Annotated in this window: 16 protein-coding genes; all 16 read left to right on the forward strand. The window is 39.8% G+C overall.

Going from position 1 to position 20,981, the window contains the following annotated elements:
• Positions 1-96: 96 nt before the first annotated feature.
• The 16 genes from tssA (at position 97) to BIZ38_RS01765 (ending at position 20,981) form a co-directional block, all read left to right on the forward strand.
• Positions 97-1,203, forward strand: coding sequence for a type VI secretion system protein TssA (gene tssA / locus BIZ38_RS01690; protein ID WP_187489393.1), 1,107 nt, complete (start codon positions 97-99; stop codon positions 1,201-1,203).
• A 12-nt stretch (positions 1,204-1,215) separates the two neighbouring features.
• Positions 1,216-1,719, forward strand: a complete 504-nt coding sequence (gene tssB / locus BIZ38_RS01695) for a type VI secretion system contractile sheath small subunit (protein WP_119853120.1) — start codon at positions 1,216-1,218, stop codon at positions 1,717-1,719.
• Positions 1,716-3,209: a type VI secretion system contractile sheath large subunit gene (tssC, locus tag BIZ38_RS01700; protein ID WP_138618882.1), complete on the forward strand. Its 1,494-nt coding sequence runs from the start codon at positions 1,716-1,718 to the stop codon at positions 3,207-3,209. Before tssB ends, tssC (BIZ38_RS01700) begins: the two co-directional genes overlap by 4 nt.
• 27 nt (positions 3,210-3,236) lie before the next feature.
• Positions 3,237-4,763, forward strand: a complete 1,527-nt coding sequence (gene tssC, locus BIZ38_RS01705; protein WP_187489394.1) for a type VI secretion system contractile sheath large subunit — start codon at positions 3,237-3,239, stop codon at positions 4,761-4,763.
• Between the two features lie 2 nt (positions 4,764-4,765).
• Complete coding sequence (locus BIZ38_RS01710) at positions 4,766-5,533, forward strand: type VI secretion system accessory protein TagJ (protein ID WP_138618886.1); 768 nt, start codon at positions 4,766-4,768, stop codon at positions 5,531-5,533.
• A gap of 13 nt (positions 5,534-5,546) precedes the next feature.
• On the forward strand, positions 5,547-6,032 hold the full coding sequence (tssE, locus tag BIZ38_RS01715) for a type VI secretion system baseplate subunit TssE (protein WP_166338540.1): 486 nt from the start codon (positions 5,547-5,549) through the stop codon (positions 6,030-6,032).
• The gene (gene tssF / locus BIZ38_RS01720; RefSeq protein ID WP_187489395.1) at positions 6,029-7,855 is read left to right on the forward strand and encodes a type VI secretion system baseplate subunit TssF; all 1,827 of its coding nucleotides are present in this window, start codon (positions 6,029-6,031) and stop codon (positions 7,853-7,855) included. The genes tssE and tssF overlap by 4 nt, the downstream gene beginning before the upstream one ends.
• Positions 7,852-8,832, forward strand: a complete 981-nt coding sequence (gene tssG, locus BIZ38_RS01725) for a type VI secretion system baseplate subunit TssG (protein WP_138618892.1) — start codon at positions 7,852-7,854, stop codon at positions 8,830-8,832. The genes tssF and tssG overlap by 4 nt, the downstream gene beginning before the upstream one ends.
• Before the next feature lie 19 nt (positions 8,833-8,851).
• Positions 8,852-11,455 (forward strand): type VI secretion system ATPase TssH, encoded by a 2,604-nt coding sequence (tssH, locus tag BIZ38_RS01730; RefSeq protein ID WP_187489396.1) that lies wholly within the window; start codon positions 8,852-8,854, stop codon positions 11,453-11,455.
• 224 nt (positions 11,456-11,679) lie between these two features.
• Entirely contained in the window at positions 11,680-12,159 is a 480-nt protein-coding gene (locus BIZ38_RS01735) for an Hcp family type VI secretion system effector (protein WP_105181734.1), read from the forward strand.
• Between the two features lie 72 nt (positions 12,160-12,231).
• Positions 12,232-14,085, forward strand: coding sequence for a type VI secretion system Vgr family protein (locus BIZ38_RS01740; RefSeq protein ID WP_187489397.1), 1,854 nt, complete (start codon positions 12,232-12,234; stop codon positions 14,083-14,085).
• A gap of 1 nt (position 14,086) precedes the next feature.
• Complete coding sequence (locus BIZ38_RS01745; protein WP_138618898.1) at positions 14,087-14,443, forward strand: hypothetical protein; 357 nt, start codon at positions 14,087-14,089, stop codon at positions 14,441-14,443.
• A 20-nt stretch (positions 14,444-14,463) separates the two neighbouring features.
• Positions 14,464-14,754 carry a PAAR domain-containing protein gene (locus BIZ38_RS01750; protein ID WP_135926857.1) on the forward strand — a complete coding sequence of 97 codons (291 nt, stop codon included), beginning with the start codon at positions 14,464-14,466 and terminating at the stop codon, positions 14,752-14,754.
• Position 14,755: 1 nt separating this feature from the next.
• Positions 14,756-15,745 (forward strand): hypothetical protein, encoded by a 990-nt coding sequence (locus BIZ38_RS01755; RefSeq protein ID WP_187489398.1) that lies wholly within the window; start codon positions 14,756-14,758, stop codon positions 15,743-15,745.
• Positions 15,746-15,747: 2 nt separating this feature from the next.
• Complete coding sequence (locus BIZ38_RS01760; RefSeq protein WP_187489399.1) at positions 15,748-16,590, forward strand: hypothetical protein; 843 nt, start codon at positions 15,748-15,750, stop codon at positions 16,588-16,590.
• Positions 16,590-20,981, forward strand: a complete 4,392-nt coding sequence (locus BIZ38_RS01765) for a DNA/RNA non-specific endonuclease (protein WP_187489400.1) — start codon at positions 16,590-16,592, stop codon at positions 20,979-20,981. The genes BIZ38_RS01760 and BIZ38_RS01765 overlap by 1 nt, the downstream gene beginning before the upstream one ends.

Raw genomic sequence — 20,981 nt, forward strand, 5'->3', positions numbered from 1 at the left:
TTTTAATTAATGCTTTTGTGGCTTGAAATTATAAATAAGAGATGTATTATTTTACGTCTCTATTTTGGGTGTAAAAGGAATTTTTAAGGCGATGGAATGTTTGTTTTTGATGAATATTTAGCTCCGATTAGTGAAGATGCATTCGCAGGCATTGAGCCTAGATCAGATGTATCTCCTACCTCAACGTACTATTCCTTAAAAGATATGCGCAATCAGCTACGTGCTGCTGAAAGACTTGCGCTTGTTGATGATGAAGGGATCACGTCTTTGGCACGTGATTGGCAACCATTATTAGAATTGTGTAGCACTGCATTAAAAACAGAAAGTAAAGATATTGAGTATTTGGCGTGGTTTACTGAGGCATTGTGTCGAATCCACGGCTTTAAAGGACTGGCTTTTGGTTTCAAAGTTGCAAAAGAGCTAGTTAGTAACCACTTTGATGCACTTTATCCAATGCTTGATGATGGTGATGAGATATCTGATAAGGTCTCTGCATTAGTTGGCTTAAATGGTGTCGCAAGTGAAGGGGCACTGATCATCCCTATTAAAAGTATCGCATTAACAGATAGCCAAAACTACGAAGCTTTTACTTACTGGGAATACCAGCAGGCCTATGACGTCTCACGACTCAGTGAAGAAAAGAGAGAAAAAAAAATAGCCCAGGGCGCAATTGACTTTGAATTAATAGTAAAAAGTGCACAAGAGACTCCCGCTGAACTTTTCCTAGCATTAAAAAATGATATCGAAGAGGCGCTTACTGAATTTAGTGCATTAAGCAGTGCGCTTGATACTGCTACAGAGCAATCACAGCCTACCTCTTATATTAAACAAGCACTTGAAGAGTGTTTGAATGCAGTTTTGCATTTAGGTGAAGACAAACTTAAATCCCTTGAAGCGAAGTCGATACAAGAACCGCAAGAAAATGAGCAAGTTGAAGGCGAAACACCTGTCGATGAGAATCCCTCTCGAAATGATACCCAAATCAATAGCCGAGAAAATGCGATAAACAAATTGCAAGAAATTGCGCAGTTTTTTAGAAAGACAGAGCCACATTCACCTATGTCTTACACCATTGAACAAGTTATTCGATGGAGCGAATTATCGCTACCAGAATTATTAAATGAATTAATAACCGATAGTGATGCTAGGACCGGATACTTTAAGCTGTCTGGCATCAAAGTTAGCGAAACAGAAACCGAGTAAAAGGAGTTTTGAATGAGTATCCATGACAAATTAAAACGTGTACGTAAACCAAGAGTACACATTACCTATGACGTTGAAACTGAAGGTGCAATTGTAAAAAAAGAGCTGCCTTTTGTGGTTGGGGTAATGGGGGATTTTTCAGGTCATAACCAAGAAGTATTAAAACCTTTAAAAGACCGACGTTTTATCCAAATTGATAGAGAAAACTTTAACGATGTTTTAAAGAAAATGAGCCCTTCTTTGAAGTTAGATGTTGATAATACTTTAACTGATGATGGCACTAAATTTAGCGTTGATCTCAACTTTAAAAGTATTGATGACTTTGAGCCAGCAGCTGTCGTAAATCAAGTTGAACCATTGCGTAACCTAATGGAGACACGTAATAAACTTCGTGACTTAATGACTAAGATTGACCGCTCAGAAGAGCTAGAGAATGTTTTAGAAGAAGTGTTAAGCAACACAGCGAGTCTTGACTCAATTGCTAAAGAGCTAAAGTTAGAGGAGTCTGAAAAATGAGTACCGAAACACTAGCCCAAGAATTAGACACAGCAACAGCGACTGAATCAGCATCGTTATTAACTCAAGCTATAGGCGCAACTAAGCAAACAGATGCAAGTCGAGCTGAAGAGCTGCTACGCACATTAACTGAAGAAGCTTTAAAAGGCACTGTTCAATGGAATAAAAACATGACAGTGACTTTCAATGAAGCGATTCAGATGATCGATCAAAAAATATCGAAACAACTCAGTGTTATTATGCACCATGAAGACTTTCAAAAATTAGAAGGTTCATGGCGTGGCCTAAATCATTTAGTGATGAATTCAGATACTGGCTCAACTCTAAAAATTCGCGTACTTAATATGAAGAAGAAAGAACTTCATAAAGATTTAAGTAAAGCGGTTGAGTTTGATCAAAGCCAAACATTCAAAAAAATCTACGAGTCAGAATTTGGTACACCGGGTGGTGAACCTTACGGCACTATTGTAGGTGATTTTGAATTTACTAATCACCCTGAAGACGTGGAAACTCTTGGCTTAATGTCAAACGTTGCTGCAGCGGGTTTCTGTCCGTTCATTTCAGCATCATCACCTTCACTCTTTGGCTTTGATAGTTGGGAAGAGCTTACTAAACCAAGAGATCTTGAAAAAGTTTTTGAATCTCTTGAATACACTAAATGGCGCTCATTTAGAGATAGCGATGATTCACGCTTTGTTTCACTCACAATGCCAAGATTTTTATCTCGTTTACCTTACGGTGCTGCATCTAAACCGGTTGAAGAATTCAACTATGAAGAGTTTGAAGTTGATGAACTTGCCGGTCGCTCTGTAAGTACCGATAACGCTGATTATTGTTGGAGTAATGCTGCCTACGCAATGGCAACGAATATGACAAAAGCATTCTCTCAATATGGTTTTTGTACCGCTATTCGCGGCGCTGAAGGCGGCGGTAAAGTAGAAGGTTTGCCGACGCATATATTCACTAGTGATGATGGTGATCCTGATCTTAAATGCCCAACAGAGATTGGTATTACTGATCGACGTGAAGCAGAGTTAAGTAAGCTTGGTTTCTTACCACTGTGCCATTATAAAAATACTGATTACGCGGTGTTCTTTGGTGGTCAAACTTGCCAGAAACCAGAAGTTTATTCAACGCCTGATGCAACTGCAAATGCTGCAATTTCTGCGCGTTTGCCATATATAATGGCTACATCACGTTTTGCTCATTATTTAAAAGTTATGGCGCGCGATAAAATTGGTAGCTACATGGAAGCTGAAGATGTTGAATCATGGTTAAATCGTTGGATACTATCATATGTCAATGCAACAGAGGGCGGTGGTCAAGATATTAGAGCCCGTTACCCTCTAGCCGATGCAAAAGTTTCTGTGAAAGAAATTTCTGGTCAACCAGGAGCCTACAATGCCGTTGCATGGTTAAGACCATGGTTACAAATGGAAGAGCTTACGTCATCGCTTAGATTGGTTGCCAAAATCCCTGAGATTGGCTAACCCTTTCTGCATTAAGGATGATGCAAAATGAACTGTGAAGAGTTTTCATTCATAGGAGAAGACGCTGTAATTTCAAATAATACAGCGTCTGATATCTTCGAAAATAGCGCTTTATTGGAACGATTTCTTAATGAGAAAGAAACATTTAAAGCGTTGTTATTATGGCTTGAAGGCTCTTCAGATTCCCCCTTACAGTGGGATAAAGAGTCAATTAGTTCATATTTGCAACTGACTATTGTCAAAATTGATTCGCTTATTTCTAAGCAATTAGATCAAATATTACATCACCCCAAGTTACAACAATTAGAAGCCAGCTGGCGCAATTTGTGGTGGTTAACTTTACAAACAGAACTTAATGATAAAGAAAAAAAAGTAAAGTTACGGCTGTTAGATTGTGACTGGAATACGTTATCGAGAGATGTTAATAAAGCAATCGATTTTGATCAAAGTAGCTTCTTCCAATTAATTTATCAAAATGAGTTCGATCGTCCAGGCGGTGAGCCTTTTGGTGTATTGATTGGTGATTACGAAATAACCAATGGCAATGCACCGGGTACAATTTACAACGATATAGACACCTTAAAAGAAATTTCGAAAGTAGCCGCAGCCTCTTTTTCGCCATTTATTACTACTGTGTCTGCAAGCTTATTTGGTGCAAATAGTTTTACTGATTTAGGCTATCAATTTGATTTGTATACTCAGTTTGAACAGGTCGAATATACGAAGTGGCGTAGCTTTAGGAACATGGAAGATGCGCGTTTTGTTGGTCTTGTCTTGCCGCATGTATTAGTTAGAGCACCCTATAAAAACGACGGCACACGTCACTTAGATTTTTTATATACAGAAAAAATAACCACGCCTGAAACAGAAATGTTATGGGGAAACGCCGCTTACCAATTTGTGTCGACATTAGTGCGAGCTTATGCAGAAAGTGGTTGGTTTGGTCAAATAAGAGGCATTGAGCCTGGCAAAATATCTAAAGGCATCGTTACCGGATTGACGAAAAATTACTTTTCAACCGATGTTTACAGAAAAGAAGCTAAGCCACCAATAGACTTGATTGTGACTAGTAAATTAGAAAAGCAGTTCTCTGAACTTGGGTTTATCCCAGCATCGTCAGTGACAAATACTGAGCATCTGGTTTTTTATAGTAATGCATCAGCTCAGCAAGCCAAACACTACGATAGTGAGGCTTCTACTGTAAACGCTCGCTTATCGTCTATGCTGCAATATATTTTATGTGTTTCACGCTTTGCTCATTATTTAAAGCTGTTAGCGCGTGATCGAGTTGGCTCTTATAGTACAGCCCAAGCCTGTGAACAAGGTTTGCAAGCATGGGTTAACAACTACACTACAGCATCGGATTCTGCCTCAGAGCAAATAAGAAGTAAGTATCCTTTGGCGAATGCAAAAGTAAAAGTGACTGAAAATAAATCGAGGCCAGGCCATTATTTTTCTGTTTTACAATTACAACCCCATTTTCAGCTTGATCAAATGATATCAAGTATCAAATTAGTGACTGAACTAAGTCCTCATCACCAAATAAAGGAATAGAAATGAAGAAGATCCATGAGTGTATTCGCAATGGAAAATTAGCTGATGCATTAGAGTATTGCGCACAGAAACTAAAAGATGATCCACTTAACTTTGATATTCGCAGTGCTTACACGGAACTATTGTGTGTGAACGGTGAGCTTGAAAAAGCTGATAAACAATTAGATTTTATGGTGACAAAGTCGCCTGAGCTAGCGGTGGGCGCTGTTAATTTAAGGCACCTAATTAGAGCTGAGCAAGCAAGACAGGATTTTTACGAAGGTAAAGCGGCCCCTAAGCTATTTCATGAAGCAGATGAGCTAGATGAAGTATTTCTTCAGATGCATATCGATTTACGCGAAGATGATTTTAAATCAGCGACTGAAAAGGCAGCTAAAGTTGAGTCTCTCAGGATAAGTACAGTAAATGAGCAACTTACTGCAATAAGAGATATTGATGATTCATTAAACCCATATTTGGAACTTTTGGGTACCAATGGCGAGTTTTATTTAGCTCGTTTCGATGAAATCGAAAAGTTTGAAGTTCAGCCAATAGAATCAATCGTTGAGCAAATTTGGCTACGCGTTGAAGTAACTATCAAAGATGGACCTGTCGGTACTGCTCATATCCCAGTTGTTTACCCACACTCAAAGAGCGAAATTGAAAAATTAGGTCAAGTGACTGAATGGCATGAAATAAGTGAAGAAATGTATTTAGGCCGCGGGATGAAAATGCTGTTCATAAATGATGAAGCGGTTTTATTGTCTGAACTTGGCTCTTTCATTAATTGAGCGTGAAATTTTCATGATTGCAAGCAAACAGCCGCTCAAAGCATCAATTTTAGACCGCTTGATAGATGACGAGCCTGAAGTACAGGATTCGCCACAGCGAACGGATGGTATCAGCTTATCACTTTTAAAAAGTTACGTTAGGCGAGATATCGAAGCACTGTTAAATGCTCGGATCCAGTGGCATACATGGCCAAGTCAATACAGTGAGCTTGCAACATCGTGTTTATCATATGGATTGCCAGACTTTTCAAGCATGGTTGTAAGTTCCCATGAGGGGCGAGCAGCGTTATGTGAAAAAGTTCGAGATGCAATTTTGCGATTTGAGCCTAGGTTTATTGAAGTTGAAGTGCTAGTTGATGAAGAGCTACCCCTTAACCGCATTTTAAACCTAAGAATTAATGCCTTGTTATATGCCGATCCTGAGCCTGAATACATCAGTTTTAACTCTGAAGTTGAGCCAGTTAGTTTAGGTATGAAAATCTATGAGTCTTCACTATGAATGATGAATTATTAAAGTATTACAATCGTGAATTAGCTTATGTGCGCCACCTTGGGAAAGACTTTGCAGAAAAATACCCAAAAGTGGCAGGCAGGTTAAAACTTACAGACGAAGTGATAGAAGATCCTCATGTTTCAAGGTTAGTCGAATCATTTGCATTTTTAACTGCCAACATTAGGCAAAAACTTGATGATAGCTTTCCTGAGTTAACGGATGCGCTATTAGGTCAGCTTTATCCTGACTACCAAGCACCGATCCCTTCATTATCAATTGTAAAGTTAGAGTCAGAAAACCTATCAACGACTGGGGTCATCATTCCGCGTGGGAGTGAGCTTGAAACTAATGTAGAAGGAATGAAACAGTGTAAATTTCAAAGCTGTTTTGATACCAATTTGTGGCCTGTAGAGATAACTGCTGCCCAGTTTGATAACAGTCCTTTTATTGCGCCTAAACCAAAGTTTAATGAACCAGCTAAAGCGATTTTTAAGTTACAACTGACAGGTGAGTATGATGGCGTTTCATTGCATGAAACAGAGCTAAATGATCTAAAAATTTATATTCATGGACAATGGCATTATGCACTCAAAGTTTACGAGCTATTGTTTAAACATTGTATCGGAATAGCAGTAGACAATGGCGATGAGGGAGTGCATTACCTCTCGAAAACTCATTTAAAATCAGTTGGTTTTGAGGAGCATGAGGCTGTAGTACCTTATTCAATGCGTTCATCATCAGCATATAGGCTATTAGTCGAGAACTTTATTTTTCCTGAAAAATTTAAGTTTTTTGAGTTACAAAATATTCGTTCTGTACTACCACGCAATGCAAGCACTACAACGCTTTATTTTTATTTAGATGTTGAGTCGAGCGAGTTGGAGAAGCAAGTAGATAAAGACATGTTCTTGCTGGGCTGCACGCCAATCATAAATTTATATGAACAAGAACTTGAACCGATCCGCCCAGAGCTAAGCGAATATGAGTATAAGCTTGCACCACGTTATATCGACTCTGAAATATCAGAAGTTATTAGTCTTGAAGAAGTAGTTGCATTTGACCACAAGGGGAATAAACAGCTGGTGACGCCTTTTTATGCGCAAACACACCCTAAATATCAAGAGCATAAAGATCTCTATTGGCATACTCGACGAGAAACAGCCCTTTGGGCCGGTGGTTATGCAGAAGCGGGCACCGAAACTTATTTGTCATTAGTAAATGGTGGCTTTGAAAATAGTGCGCAAGCACTCAGTGAGGGAAATACGGTCGTAACAGCACGGGCGCAGTGTAGTAACCGTAATCTACCAGCTAGTTTACCATTTGGTGATGATGAACTTGGTTTTACATTACCAAAGCGTGGCGATGTCATCAAAAAAATCAGGTGCCTAGTTGCACCTACTCATGCGGTAAGACCTGTGTTGGGTAGCAATACTCGTTGGCAACTGATTAATCATCTGACTCTTGATTCATTCAGTGGTGAGCACAGCGTAGAGAAATTGAAAGAAACATTGAGACTATATGATTTTAAAGCAACACCCCAATCAAAAGGGATGATTGATAATATCTATAGCGTCAAAATTGAACCCGCAACTGCACGAGTTGTGCAAAATGGGCGGGTTGCATTTGCAACAGGTACCGATATTGAAATTACGTTTGCAAATGATGATTACGCTGGCAGTGGGGTGTTCTTTTTTGCTTCAGTTCTTGATTGTTTCTTCTCGCAATTTGCATCAATTAATAGCTTTACACGCTTAAGTCTAAAGTTAAAAGAACAAGACCGAGTTTATCATCAGTGGCCAGCTAGAGTCGGTTCAGAGGTGCTACTATGATTGCTCAATTGCTCGAGAACGCGACAGAAATAGATTTTTACAAAGCCGTGTTTGTGATCGAGTCGCAGTTATCGAGTACGGCTCAGCACTACCGGAAAGTTGGCTATGATTGTCAGCCAAAACTAGAGCTGATTAAGTTTAGTTCAACACAAAAGTTTGGCTTTGCGGGTAATGCGATAACTAAATTAAAACCTGCTAAAAGCGTTGCAGGGATCACTCAGTTTGATATGGAAATATCATTTATGGGGATGACCGGTTGCTCAGGCGCATTGCCACACTTTTATAGTGAATTGGTGATGCAAAGATTGCGCTACAAAGACAGCACAATGAGAGATTTTTACGATATGTTTAATCATCGTTTGATTTCGTTGTACTACCGAGCTTGGAAAAAGTATAAACCCGCGCTTAATTTTGCTAACAGCAATCAAGATAATCACACGAAAATTTTGGCACTTTTGAGTGGGGGCAATGCCCCTCATCAGCTTTATTTCAGTGGTCTTTTCAGTCGAAAAACGCGAAATATTGCTGATCTGCGAAATATTTTAACTTTCTATTTAGGTTGTGACGTCAGCATAAATCAGTTTGTGGGTCAGTGGCAGCCACTAAAAAAATCAGAGCAAACCCGCATTAACAGCGGGGGCTTTGCAGGACAACATGCAAGGCTTGGTATTGACGCAATAGCAGGTAAGCAAGTTTGGGACATCTCAACAAAGATAGAAGTTACTATTGAGCCCAAAAATGAGCACCAAACAGCCCGTCTTCTACCACAGCAAGAGCTTTGGAATTTAGCCCATCAAATAGTGAATGATTTTGTTGGTAATCAAATTCAGCATGCACTAATAGTAAAAGCAAACTTCTACAAACTTGGTGCAAAGCAACTATTAAAAGAGCGACTTCAATTAGGCTGTAATAGTTTTCTGTTTTCAGAAAAAGCAACTATAGACGGCAAAGTCTCTGAGCTTTCGTTCAAAGGATAAATAAATACAAGGAAATATTATGTCTACAATGACGCTAAATACACTCGTTGAAAAATTAAGCCCTGAGTGCAAAAAGAGTCTTGAACAAGCTGTTGCAATTTGTAATAGCAGAAGTCACTTCACTGTTGAATTAGAGCACTGGTTATTAGCAATGCTTGAACAACAACTTGATGACTTTAGAATTATTTTGAGCGCTTACGATATTGACAGCGACTCGTTAAAAAATGATTTGAATAAGTCTTTAGAAATGCACAAAACGGGTTGTAACTCATCACCGAGCTTATCGATGCATGTTACCAGTTTGCTTAAGCAAACGTGGCTTAGTACGAGCATTGATTTTACAGATACACAAATTCGTAGTGCTTACTTAATTTACACGCTGGTAAAAGATGACACTTTAGCAAGTTTAGTGAGTCGTTGTAGTAAAGAGTTTAATAAGATAGAAGCAGGGCAATTATTGCATGCTTGGCCTGAAATGGTCGCTAAGTCACAAGAACAAAGCCCTGTGGCAAATAGTCAGACTGAAACATCGGTATCTACAAGTTCTAAAACGCCGAGTTTAGATCAATTTACAGTTGATCTAACAGCTCAGGCAAAAGCAGGAAAGATAGATCCAATTTTGGGGCGCGATTTTGAAATTAGACAAATGGTCGATATTCTTACGCGACGCAGACAAAATAACCCAATTTTAACTGGTGAAGCTGGAGTTGGTAAAACGGCCGTTGTTGAAGGGTTAGCGCTTAGGATTGCACAAGGCAGTGTTCCAGATGTTCTAAAAAATGTAAAAATTCACACTCTAGACCTTGCTTTATTACAAGCAGGTGCTGGTATGAAAGGTGAGTTCGAAAATAGACTTAAGTCTTTAATATCGGAAATTAAAAATACCCCAAATCCTGTTATTTTATTTATCGATGAAGCGCACACTATGATCGGTAGTGGTGGTCAAGCTGGTCAAAATGATGCTGCAAATCTATTAAAACCGGCACTAGCGCGCGGTGAACTCAGAACAATTGCAGCCACAACATGGGCTGAATATAAAAAATTCTTTGAAAAAGACGCAGCACTGGCGCGTCGATTCCAAGTCGTTAAAGTGGAAGAGCCTACACCAGAAAAAGCGATTGCGATGTTACGTGGTTTAGTACCCGTTATGGAAAGGCATCATAATGTGTTCATTTCAGAACAAGCACTAGAAAGTGCAGTGCATTTATCACACCGCTACATTACCGGCAGACAACTTCCTGATAAAGCGGTTGGTTTACTTGATACAGCCTGCGCTCGGGTTGCAATGAGCCAAGCATCAACACCTAATTCAATTGAAACGCTTGAAAATGAACGCTCAGAAATAGAGTCGCAAATCAATATGTTAACCCGTGAGCAACGCACAGGATTAAATCACAGTGAGGTGCTTGAGAGTTTAACAAATAAGTGCCAGCAAATTACTGAGCAGCTTGCACCATTAAAGTCGCAGTTCGAAAATGAAATGTTGCTTATTAAAGATGTAAAAGAAGTCATTAGTGGCCTGAATGATGAAATAGAACAGCCAAGTGAAGAAATTGAAAAGCTACAACAATGCAAAGAAAACTTAGCTAAATATGATTCAAACATGGTGCATTGGCAGGTTGATGATGAGTTAATTGCTCAAGTTATTTCTGACTGGACGGGAATTCCAGTTGGCAAGATGCATGAAGATGATGTGAAGAGTGTTCTTAATTTAGCCAGCACAATGAAAGACCGTGTTGTGGGTCAAGATCATGCGTTGGAGCTAATTGCAAAAGTTGTACAGACATCTAAAGCGCACTTAGCAGACGAAAGCCGCCCGAATGGAATTTTTATGCTAGCGGGTCCAAGTGGTGTGGGTAAAACTGAAACGGCACTTGCGTTAGCGAATGAAGTGTATGGTAGTGAAGAAAACATCACTGTCATCAATATGTCAGAATACAAAGAAGAGCATAAAGTTTCGTTACTCCTTGGCTCACCTCCAGGTTATGTAGGTTACGGTGAAGGTGGCGTATTAACAGAAGCGATCAGACGTAAGCCATACAGTGTTATTTTATTAGATGAAATTGAAAAAGCGCACCCTGGTGTACATGACATTTTTTATCAAGTGTTTGACAAAGGCACCATTAAAGATGGTGAAGGTAGAGATATCGACTTTAAAAACACAATTATTATCATGACCTCAAATGTGGGTACTGATACAACAATGAGTCTTTTTGAAGATGAAGAAACTGCGCCAAGCGTTCAGGGTCTGCAAAAGGCTATTCAAAATGATTTACTTGAAGTATTTAAAGCTGCATTTCTTGGTCGTATCAACGTCATACCCTATTTGCCACTTAATAAAGAAACTCTTGCAGAAATTACAAAACTGCAATTATGTAAAATAAAAAATAGAGTTAACAAAAATTACAAATCTGATTTTTTATATTCAGATCTTGTTGTAGATTATATAGTTAACAATTGTAATGACTCTGGTTCAGGTGCAAGAAATATTCATGCATTATTGCAAAATAATGTCTTGCCTTTATTATCTGAATCTTTACTTGATAGTCTTGTTAGTGGTAACAAAATCAATGATATATCATTAGATATAAATGATGGTTCTTTTGTTGTTAATATAAATTGATATATTTAAATTAGTTTCTTGTTTCTTTTTTGGAGTCGGATTATAATTTGTCCGTCTTCATTAATTGATGGAACATTGAGACATTGTCTTCGTCTAGGGAAAGGATATTGAAGACCTTTTCGTTGCGCAGTTAGAGATAATGATTTCAAAGGAATTTTGGGAAACCAAAAGTAAATGATCCAATGTAATGGATGTTATTTATAAATTAAAAGGAGCATTATCAAATGCAATCAAATACATATTTAAAATACGGTTCAATTAAAGGCGAAACTACTGCTGAGTCTTTTAAAGATTTAATCACAGTTTTATCATTAGATTGGAACGTAAGCCGTGAAATTTCAGCACACACTGGTACAGCAATGGACCGTGAATCTAGCTCAACTCGCTTAGGTGATGTAACTATCACTAAACTTCAAGATAAAGCGTCTCCAGACCTTTTCAAAGAAGCGACAATTGGTAAAGGCCTTCCGGCTGTTTTCCACATCACTAAGCAAGGTGATAAAGTTGAAGAAATCATGAAAATCGAACTTACAGATGCAATGATCTCTAGCTACTCTGTATCAGTTCAAAACGACCGTCCAGTTGAAACAATCACTATCAGCTACACAGAAATGATGATGACTGTTACTCCTACAGACGACAAAAATAACATCACTGCACCACTTGTTTATGGTTACAGCGGTGTTAAAGGTCAGCAAATGTAATTTTTTGCAGTACCTAATAGCTCTGAGTTTTACTCAGAGCTTTTTTGATCTTTAGGAAATAGGAAGCATGGAATGCAAAAAGCGACACAAGATAATAATGTAATTCAGATTAACACCCCAGCAGGTAAAGATGCACTTTACTTAACTCGGCTGGTGGTGCAAGAGTCTATGTCTGATTTGTTTGTGATGTCAGTGAATATGTTCACTATTGGTACACAAATAGCGCATGAAGATCTGGTGGGAAAACCTGTTTCTATTAAAGTAAAGAATGCCGATAGCGCAGGTGAGCGTTATTTTCATGGCATAGTTAGCCAATTAGTATCTAATGGTAGCCGCACCGCTGATATTGATGAGCAAAAAAATTATATAGATTACCACGCTACAATTGTGCCTTTCGCAGCATCAATGCGAAACCGAAAAAACAGTCGGATCTTTCAAAAGAAAACTATAAAAGACATTTTTGCCGATTTGTTTGGTCAACACAGTGTCGCTTTTAAAGATAATACAACTAAGACGTACCCTAAGTACGAGTATTGTGTTCAATACCAAGAGTCAGATTTTGACTTTATTCAACGCTTGCTTCAGCAAGAAGGTATTTTTTATTTTTTCGAGCATAGTAACAGTGCACATACGTTAGTACTTGCTGATGATATAACAGCTTACGAAGAATGCGCTGAAGCAAAAGTAGAGTTTACCTCTGGTCACCTCAGTGAGTCACACATAAATAAATGGCAAGGTGGTTTAAGTATTGCGCCTGGCAGCTACAAGCGTATTGGCTATGATTTTAAGCAACCACCACGATACCCTGATGGCGATCACAAAAAAGCTGATTTACCAACCCAGTCAGTCGCTGAAATTTTTGAATATACCGCAGAAGCTGAAACCCATCCAAGAGCTGCAGGTTTGGCAGCCGTTCAACTTGAATCATTACAGCGTAATATGAAGTTAAGTAGCGGTAGAAGTGATTGCCGTTCATTCTCGGTAGGTAAATTATTTAGCTTTAAAAAACATGAAGACCCGCGCCTAGAAGGTAAAACGTTTGCCATCACCTCGTTACTAACGTCTATAACGGTGCCAAATCAGTCAGGTATTCAGCAATCTGGCGCGCAAGAAGTATTTACCAACCACTTTGAATGTGTGCCAAAAGATGTGCCATATCGTGCAGCTCACAGCATGCGCAAACCTGTTATTCATGGTGTGCAAACAGCCATAGTTACGGGCGACAGCGCAGATGAAATTATGGTTGATCAATACGGACGTGTGAAAGTGCAGTTCGATTGGGATCGAGAAGGTAAAAAAGACTCGCAAAGTTCATGTTGGATCAGGGTTGCGCAAAACTGGGCCGGTAAAAAATGGGGGGCATTTTTCTTTCCTCGTGTCGGGCAAGAGGTATTAGTCGACTTTATTAATGGGGATCCTGATCAGCCAATCATTAGCGGTGCAGTATACAACGCTGACTTAATGCCTCCTTATGCATTACCTGCAGATAAAACACAAAGCGGTATTAAAACACGCTCAACAAAAGAGGGCGGTGCCGATAATTTTAATGAACTGCGTTTTGAAGATAAAAAAGGCAGTGAGCTTGTATACATGCAAGCTGAAAAAGATAAGCAGCTGTATGTAAAAAATGATCAAAAAGAAAAAATTGATAATGATCGATTCCTTGAAGTGGGCAACAATGATGATGCCAAAGTAAAAGTGAATCGCATCGTCGATATCGGTGAAAATGACACATTGAAAGTGGGTAAATCACTCAATATCGAAGCAGGAAAAGAAATCGTTATTAAGACCGGATCGGCAAAAATTACTATGAGCAGTAGCGGGAATATTTCTATTGAAGGCACAAATATTAATATTAAAGGCAGTAACGTAAAGGTTGATGGGAGTGCAATTACCCTTTCTGCTGGCATGATCAAGTTGAACTAGCATGGAATTACTTAATACGTTTCAACCAGGTGTCGTGCATGGCGCAGCAAGTAATGGCTTTACCGTTTATTGCCGTTATGGGCTTCCTCATTTGGTGTGTCTTTGTGTAAATCGCCCAGATGATCCGTTTTTAAACTTGCCAATAGATTATTTTAAGGGCCTAGATGGTTATTTTGCTGAGCAATTTTTTATAAACCTTCACCCTGTACTCAATAGTAGTAATGTGTTGTCGCATATTTACCAATACGCAACACAAACAAGCTCAATAATAAACGATCTCTCGTATGCAGAAATAGCGCAAGAGTTGGCAAAACTCGTGAGCACAAATAAGTTACAAGTTATTCCTTTAAACGAATAGCTAATAACAAGGAAGGTAATATGGGAAAACCCGCTTCAACGTTAGGGCACATGCATGTTTGCCCAAAAGTAACAGGTACAGTACCTCATGTTGGAGGGCCAATTGTAGTGGGTTCGGCCAATGTGTTGATTGGTAATATGCCTGCCGCAAGAAAAGGCGACATGCTTGTATGTGTTGGCCCACCAGATAGCATTAATAGCGGTTCTGGCACAGTTAAAATAAATGGGAAACCTGCGGCTAGAATGGGAGACAGTACTTCTCATGGCGGTAAAATTGTTTTAGGTAACCCAACAGTTTTAATTGGTGGCTAAGGTGTTATCACTCATTCTAAATGAGCATAAAGCAGCTCTTTTAAATTTAAATATGATGCAGCAAAGTGCTTTTTATAGCATTGGGTTTATTGCTCAAGTTCGTCAGCAGTTAATTTTAAAAGTACAAGCATCTCAGAGCGCTAGCAATGTACAGTTTGAAATGGTGCAGTGCATTATTGAAGAGCTCGAGACGTTAAAACAGCAAGAAACGTCATTAGATGACGTTGCAGAAGCATGCTTGGTTGCGCTGCAATTAATGTCTAACTCTCAAAAGCAGAGGTTTTTGGGGTTATTAAACCGACATGAGTTTACGCTTTTAAAACATAAGCTTTTGCAGAAAAGCTTAACAATAAGTGGGCCAGCCAATAGCGATCTTTTGAATTGGGCAAATGTGTACGGTAAATCAGAGACACAGGCGATTATTTATAAAGCGATAAAACGTGCTGTAAAACAGCTGCCAGATATGACTGAAATGCAAGAAACAGTAAACGCATTTGAAAAGGCTGCGATGATTAATTCACCGTTAATGTCTGTGTACCTATTATTGTTAGACTCACAAAGGATGAATTTTGTTTGCAACTATGTGAGCCAGCAGTTTACTCGAGAGCAAGCTATTGCGGTGCTATTGCAAACTGGGGCAACAAAATATGTCCCTATGGCTGTTGCGCTGTTGACCGAAGTGAGGTCGGCCAAGAATCTTGTTGCTGGTATTAAACGCTGCTTAGGTAGTCAGCTCGATGAATTAGTTGCATTTGATACTCAAATTCAGGCTGGCTATTGTAAGCAAGCCGCTGTTGATTTTCAGCGCCAATTTGCATTTAGTTGGCCAGAGCAAAAGATCAAATTTAATGATCAAACCCTGGTTTATGGCTTTGCGATGAATAGACCTGTTAGTGTTGCAAGCCTGCAAGGTGTTGATTTTTTTAGTTGGCAGGTGATTACAATTTTAAATGCGCTTAAATATGACTGTCGAAATAGTCAAGCGAGTTAGCATTGAGTGCATTTAAAATTTCAATACAGCAGTTTGATACACCTTATGAAGTAGCCCCAGAAGTATTAGTACTAGAGGGGAGCTCGGGTCATGAGCAAGTGCAAAACTGGCATTCATTTGATGCCTTTATTTATGATTGTATTGTAAAAGCAAAGTCAGTATTGAAAGAGTCAGACGTGCAGCAACCGTTAATTTGGTTATTACCGGCACTGCCTTTTCAAACTGATCACAAAACACTATTTATAAACAGCCTTCAGCAGCGTTATGGCATTGCTGTCGAACAGATGATTTTTGAAGGCGCAAACGCTATGCACAGTGCGATCGCATTAGCTAAAGAGCAAAATTTTAGTGCTTTTGATGTGGTAGCAATTGATGGTGTGTTTAAAGCCTCAAAGCATAACGGCTTTGAATATTTGGGTATTGCGGCTTGTAAGGCATGTGTTGAATTTACTCAGGTAGGCTGGGCGCTGCAATCTACGAGCATGTGTTCTTCTGTAGATATAGCAAAGCATCAGCCTATACATGCAGAGCTTGAACGTATTTTATCGCTAAATGAACAAAAAATAGATTTAGTGTTTGCCCCAGGAAATGGCCTAGAAAGTGATGATTGGGTAAGTTATTTACCTGTTTTAAGTAAAAAAATTAATGAACAAACGATGTTCCAACTTCCTAATTATAAATTAGGCAAAATGGGAGCAATAGAAGGGGTTGTAAACCTCGCAAGCCTGACAAATAGCGCCCTTTATGCTGAGCGTTTTGGGCAGGCGTTAATAATTTCGCAAGAGTACAACAAGTACCAAGCCGTCGCGTCATACTTATGGATAAGTAAGGAAATGTGCAACTAATGGATAGTAAAGCAGTTGTGTTACAGGGAACACGTTATCCCATCTGCCTCGTGTTAGCTAAACAGCCAGCCCCCAGTGGTTTTATTGCTGTCGCAACGAATACGCCGGATAGTGCCTACAAATTTGTAGCTGAGGTTGGTGCGGTATTAAGTGGCGATGCTGCTAAACGATTAGATCTTATTCAATTATTAAATGTTGCTGGTATTAATTGTCCAAGGCAAGCAACAGCGCGCGAAACTGCATCGGCTTTGATAAAAGCCTTAACCTCAGGTGCCATTACGTGCTACCAGCAGCAAGTAAAAAGCACCATTCAAGTCAGTGATAATACTCGCTCATCGCAAAGTAGCAGTTCAGCGTCTTCGGCTGTGCCAAGTAATGCCAAAAAAGCAACACAAGCTCCTGCTAGCAATAAGGGCAGTGCCAGTAACACAACCGCAAGTGAAACGCCTATAACAGAACAAGAATGCCGTTCAGACCCGGTTTCGATGCTAACAGGCGAAGAAATTCTTCCTTTAACTGACTTCTCATTAGCCGCAAATAGGCCTTTAACGTGGCGTCGGTTATATCGTTCGTCTCACTGTAATCAAAAAACAATACTGGGTAATGGCTGGCGTCACGATTATTTAGTGCAATTAACCGAGCATTATCTCCCGCCGCCGAAAGTGGGCCCAAAGAAAAAGGGCACCTACTGGCTTGAGTATCATGACGAACATGGTGCGACTCATAAGTTTGAAAAAGTGAAGCCGGGGCAATCGAGTTATCAGTTAAGTAGTAACTTGGTGCTTCATTATAAAGAAAATGGCAAGCAAGTATTAGTAACACCAGATGATAAGCACCTGACGTTTATGCCGGGTGGATCAGCATGGTTGCTCGAAAAAATCATCAATGAAAAAGGTCAAAGCACCCGTTTTTATTATGATTCGATGGAGCGTTTACAACGTATTGAAGTAAACAAAGTACGCGGCTGTGTACTGAAATATAATAAGCATGGTTTGCTCAAAACGGTGCACGCTTATCGTACTAATGAACAAGGAAAATTAGTTCTTTTAGATCAGCCGTTAGCCAGTTATGAGTATGATGAACAGTCAAACTTAGTTGCGGCAACAAACCAATTTGCTGAACAAGAGCGTTATGAGTATAACGCTGCAAATTTACTATTAAAGCGAACTAGAGCAAGCGGTTTTAGTCATCACTTTGAGTGGGACTCGTATGGTTATGATGCCAAATGTATTAAACAGTGGGGGGATGACAACACCTATTGTTATCGGTTCGAGTACCAAGGAAATAAAACAACCAGTATAGATTCACGCGGCAATCAAGAACACTTTGTGCACAATGAGCAAGGTAAGCTGATTGAGCACACTGATGCCAACGGTAATATCACGCGCTATGATTACAATTCGCTAGGGCAAAAAGTAGCGCAAACAGACGCCTTAGGTCATCAAACGCTTTATACCTATACTGAATACGGCCAACTTGAATCAGTAACCCAAGCTGATGGTAACCGCACTCAATTTGGCTATAACCAACTTGGTCAACAAGTCGTTGTTATTTTGCCAAATGGCGAGAAGATTAAACGCCAATACAGTGCCTCAGGGTTACTACAAAGTGAAACCCAAGCAGATGGACGAATAGCACTTTACAGTTACGACAAACAAGGTAATTTGACCCAGCATGTCACACCAAACGGTCATGTATTAAAATACACGTGGAATGAACAAGGTGAGCTACTTGCAAAGCAGCACAATGATGAGCTCATTCGTTATAGCTACGATAACCTCGGTCGTATAAACGCAACCATTAACCAAGCCGGTCTGCTTACTCAATTTAAATATAATGAACAAGGGCAACTAGTTGAAACAACCGCGTTTGAGCAAAGTAACCCTGATAACAAGCAACAACAGCTTTTTACTTATGATGATGCTGGTCGATTAGTTCGTTCGCAAAACGGTAATGGTGATACCACAGAGCAGCACTTTGAGGGACTAAGCCAACCTCACTGCGTGATCCAGCCAGATGGCAGTGCACTGCATTTAACGTATGATAAAGAGCGAAATTTAACCGCAATCGAGCGTAGTGACGGCCATATTTATCGCATTAATTACGATGCAAACGAAAACCCAATACAAATCACGGGTTTTGATGGTACTGAGCAGCAATTTAAGTACGACGCATGTAATCGCTTAGTGGCTGTCACGCAAAGCGACAAACGCCATGTAAATATTAAGCGTGATAAGCTGGGCCGCGTTATTTCGCAGCACGCAAGTCTGGCCACCAATAAACACATAGTTAATAACGCTAACCACTACAGTTATACGACAGAGGGCAAAATAGCACGTGCTCACAATGAGCAATCAACGATTAAACAGTCGTTTGATAAAGGCGGACGACTACTCAATGTTGAGCAAACTCACAACCAGTCTCAAACCCATAAACTCGCATATAGCTACGATGACTATGGCAGACGACAGTCTCTTACCTTGCCAGACTCAACAATCCTTTATTACAACTACAATAGCTTTGGTCAGTTAAGTGCTATACAGGTAAAGCGAGCGGATGGTGAGTTAGCAAAACTCGTCGAGCTTGGCTACGACAGCCAAAATAATATCAAAACCCAACGTTTCGGTAATAAGGTTACCCTTAATCAGGCGTTTGATGTTTTTGGGCGTTTAACGCAGCAGCAACTATCGCATCCAGAGCACACACTATTTGATAGCTGTAATTATCAATATGATGCGGTTAATCAACTCATTACGCGTGAAGAACAAGGCATTAGCTGCCAAAATACACAGTTTGAATACAATAGCCTTGGCCAATTAATTCAGCAAAATCTAGCTGATGCAAAGTCGGATACACAAGCACCAGAAACCGCCAAACAATTTCAGTGGGACAGTTTTGGCAACCCGATTAGCCAAACTCAAGTGCAGCATGATGAAGCAGTCAATAAACAAGAAGCTAATGATGCTGTTACACATAGCCAAGTCGATGCCGACAGGTTAACGCATTTTGGCGATAGCGATTTTGAATACGATGACTGTGGTAACCAAGTACGCGAAACGGGCAAAGGCATAAAAACGCACCGTGAATACAATGCATTCAACCAATTAAGCAGCTTTAACAACAATGGCACGCTAACACATTACGACTATGACCCACTAGGTCGTCGTATCGCTAAGCAGACTGAGCATGGCAAGATTGATTATATTTGGGATAACGACCAACTAATAGGTGAATACCAGCACGGCGAGTATACCTGGTACATCAACTTACCCAATCAATTTCACCCGGTCGTACTGATTAAGCAAGGTGAGCTGTATTATTACCACCTAGACCAACTAAACACCCCACGTTTTGTTACCAACAATAATGCAGAAGTTGTATGGCAAAACCATGCTGATGTGTACGGCTATGAAGAACCAGAAACCCATGCTGGCTTTAATAAAGAAAACAGCTTCACTCAGCCAATACGTTTTCAAGGGCAATATTTTGATGAAGAAAGCGGCCTACACTACAACCGCTACCGCTATTACAGCCCCAAACAACAACGCTTTATAAACCAAGACCCCATTGGCTTAGTAGGCGGCATAAACCATTACCAATATGCGCCGAATCCAGTGAATTGGGTGGATCCGTTAGGACTTAGTTGTAAAGAAACTAAAGCAATTGAAGTGCCTGCGTATGATCATAACGATCCTATGGCTGATGCAATAACCCCTGTTGCTATTACACCAGTTGAATGGTTCGTTGAAGGGCTTGCAGATGCTGCCGAGGCAATAAGCCAAATGGTAGATACAGGCGTAACAGCTGCTGGGGTTGCGACTGCGGGTATTGCACTTATACCAGGTAAAGTGGCAGATAAAGCACTCGAGCCTGCGGTTAAAAAGTTAGACGATGTAATAAAATTAGACCCAGGTAAAAAAGGTGGTTGGAATAAAGCTCTTAATGGCAAATTACAGCCTAATAGCAAGTATGAAGTTGGTAACTATACATACGGTACCGATGAACTTGGACGTGTAAATTCTGTTAGTGGTAAACTGGACTTGTCAAAAGCCGATCGAAATAAATATCAACAAACCAAAGCAGGTAAAGTTGATGGTATTAAAGATGGACTGGACGACGATGAAGGGGGACATTTAATCGCTTCAATTTTTAATGGTCCGGGTGAGCAAATCAATTATGCTGCTATGGATGGCAATCTCAATAAAGGTGCTTGGAAGAGCATGGAGAATAAATGGGCAAAGGCTTTACAAGAAGAGCCACCTAAGAGTGTTGAAGTGGAGATTCGAGCTATTTATGAGAATGATAGTAAACGCCCGTCATCCTTTGATATATTTTATGAGATTGACGGTGTTGAAGAGTTTGTGAATTTAAAGAATAAACCTGGAGGCTAA

It is taken from the genome of Pseudoalteromonas sp. BZK2 (assembly GCF_014349195.1).
In the GTDB taxonomy this organism is placed as follows: Bacteria; Pseudomonadota; Gammaproteobacteria; order Enterobacterales; family Alteromonadaceae; genus Pseudoalteromonas; species Pseudoalteromonas simplex.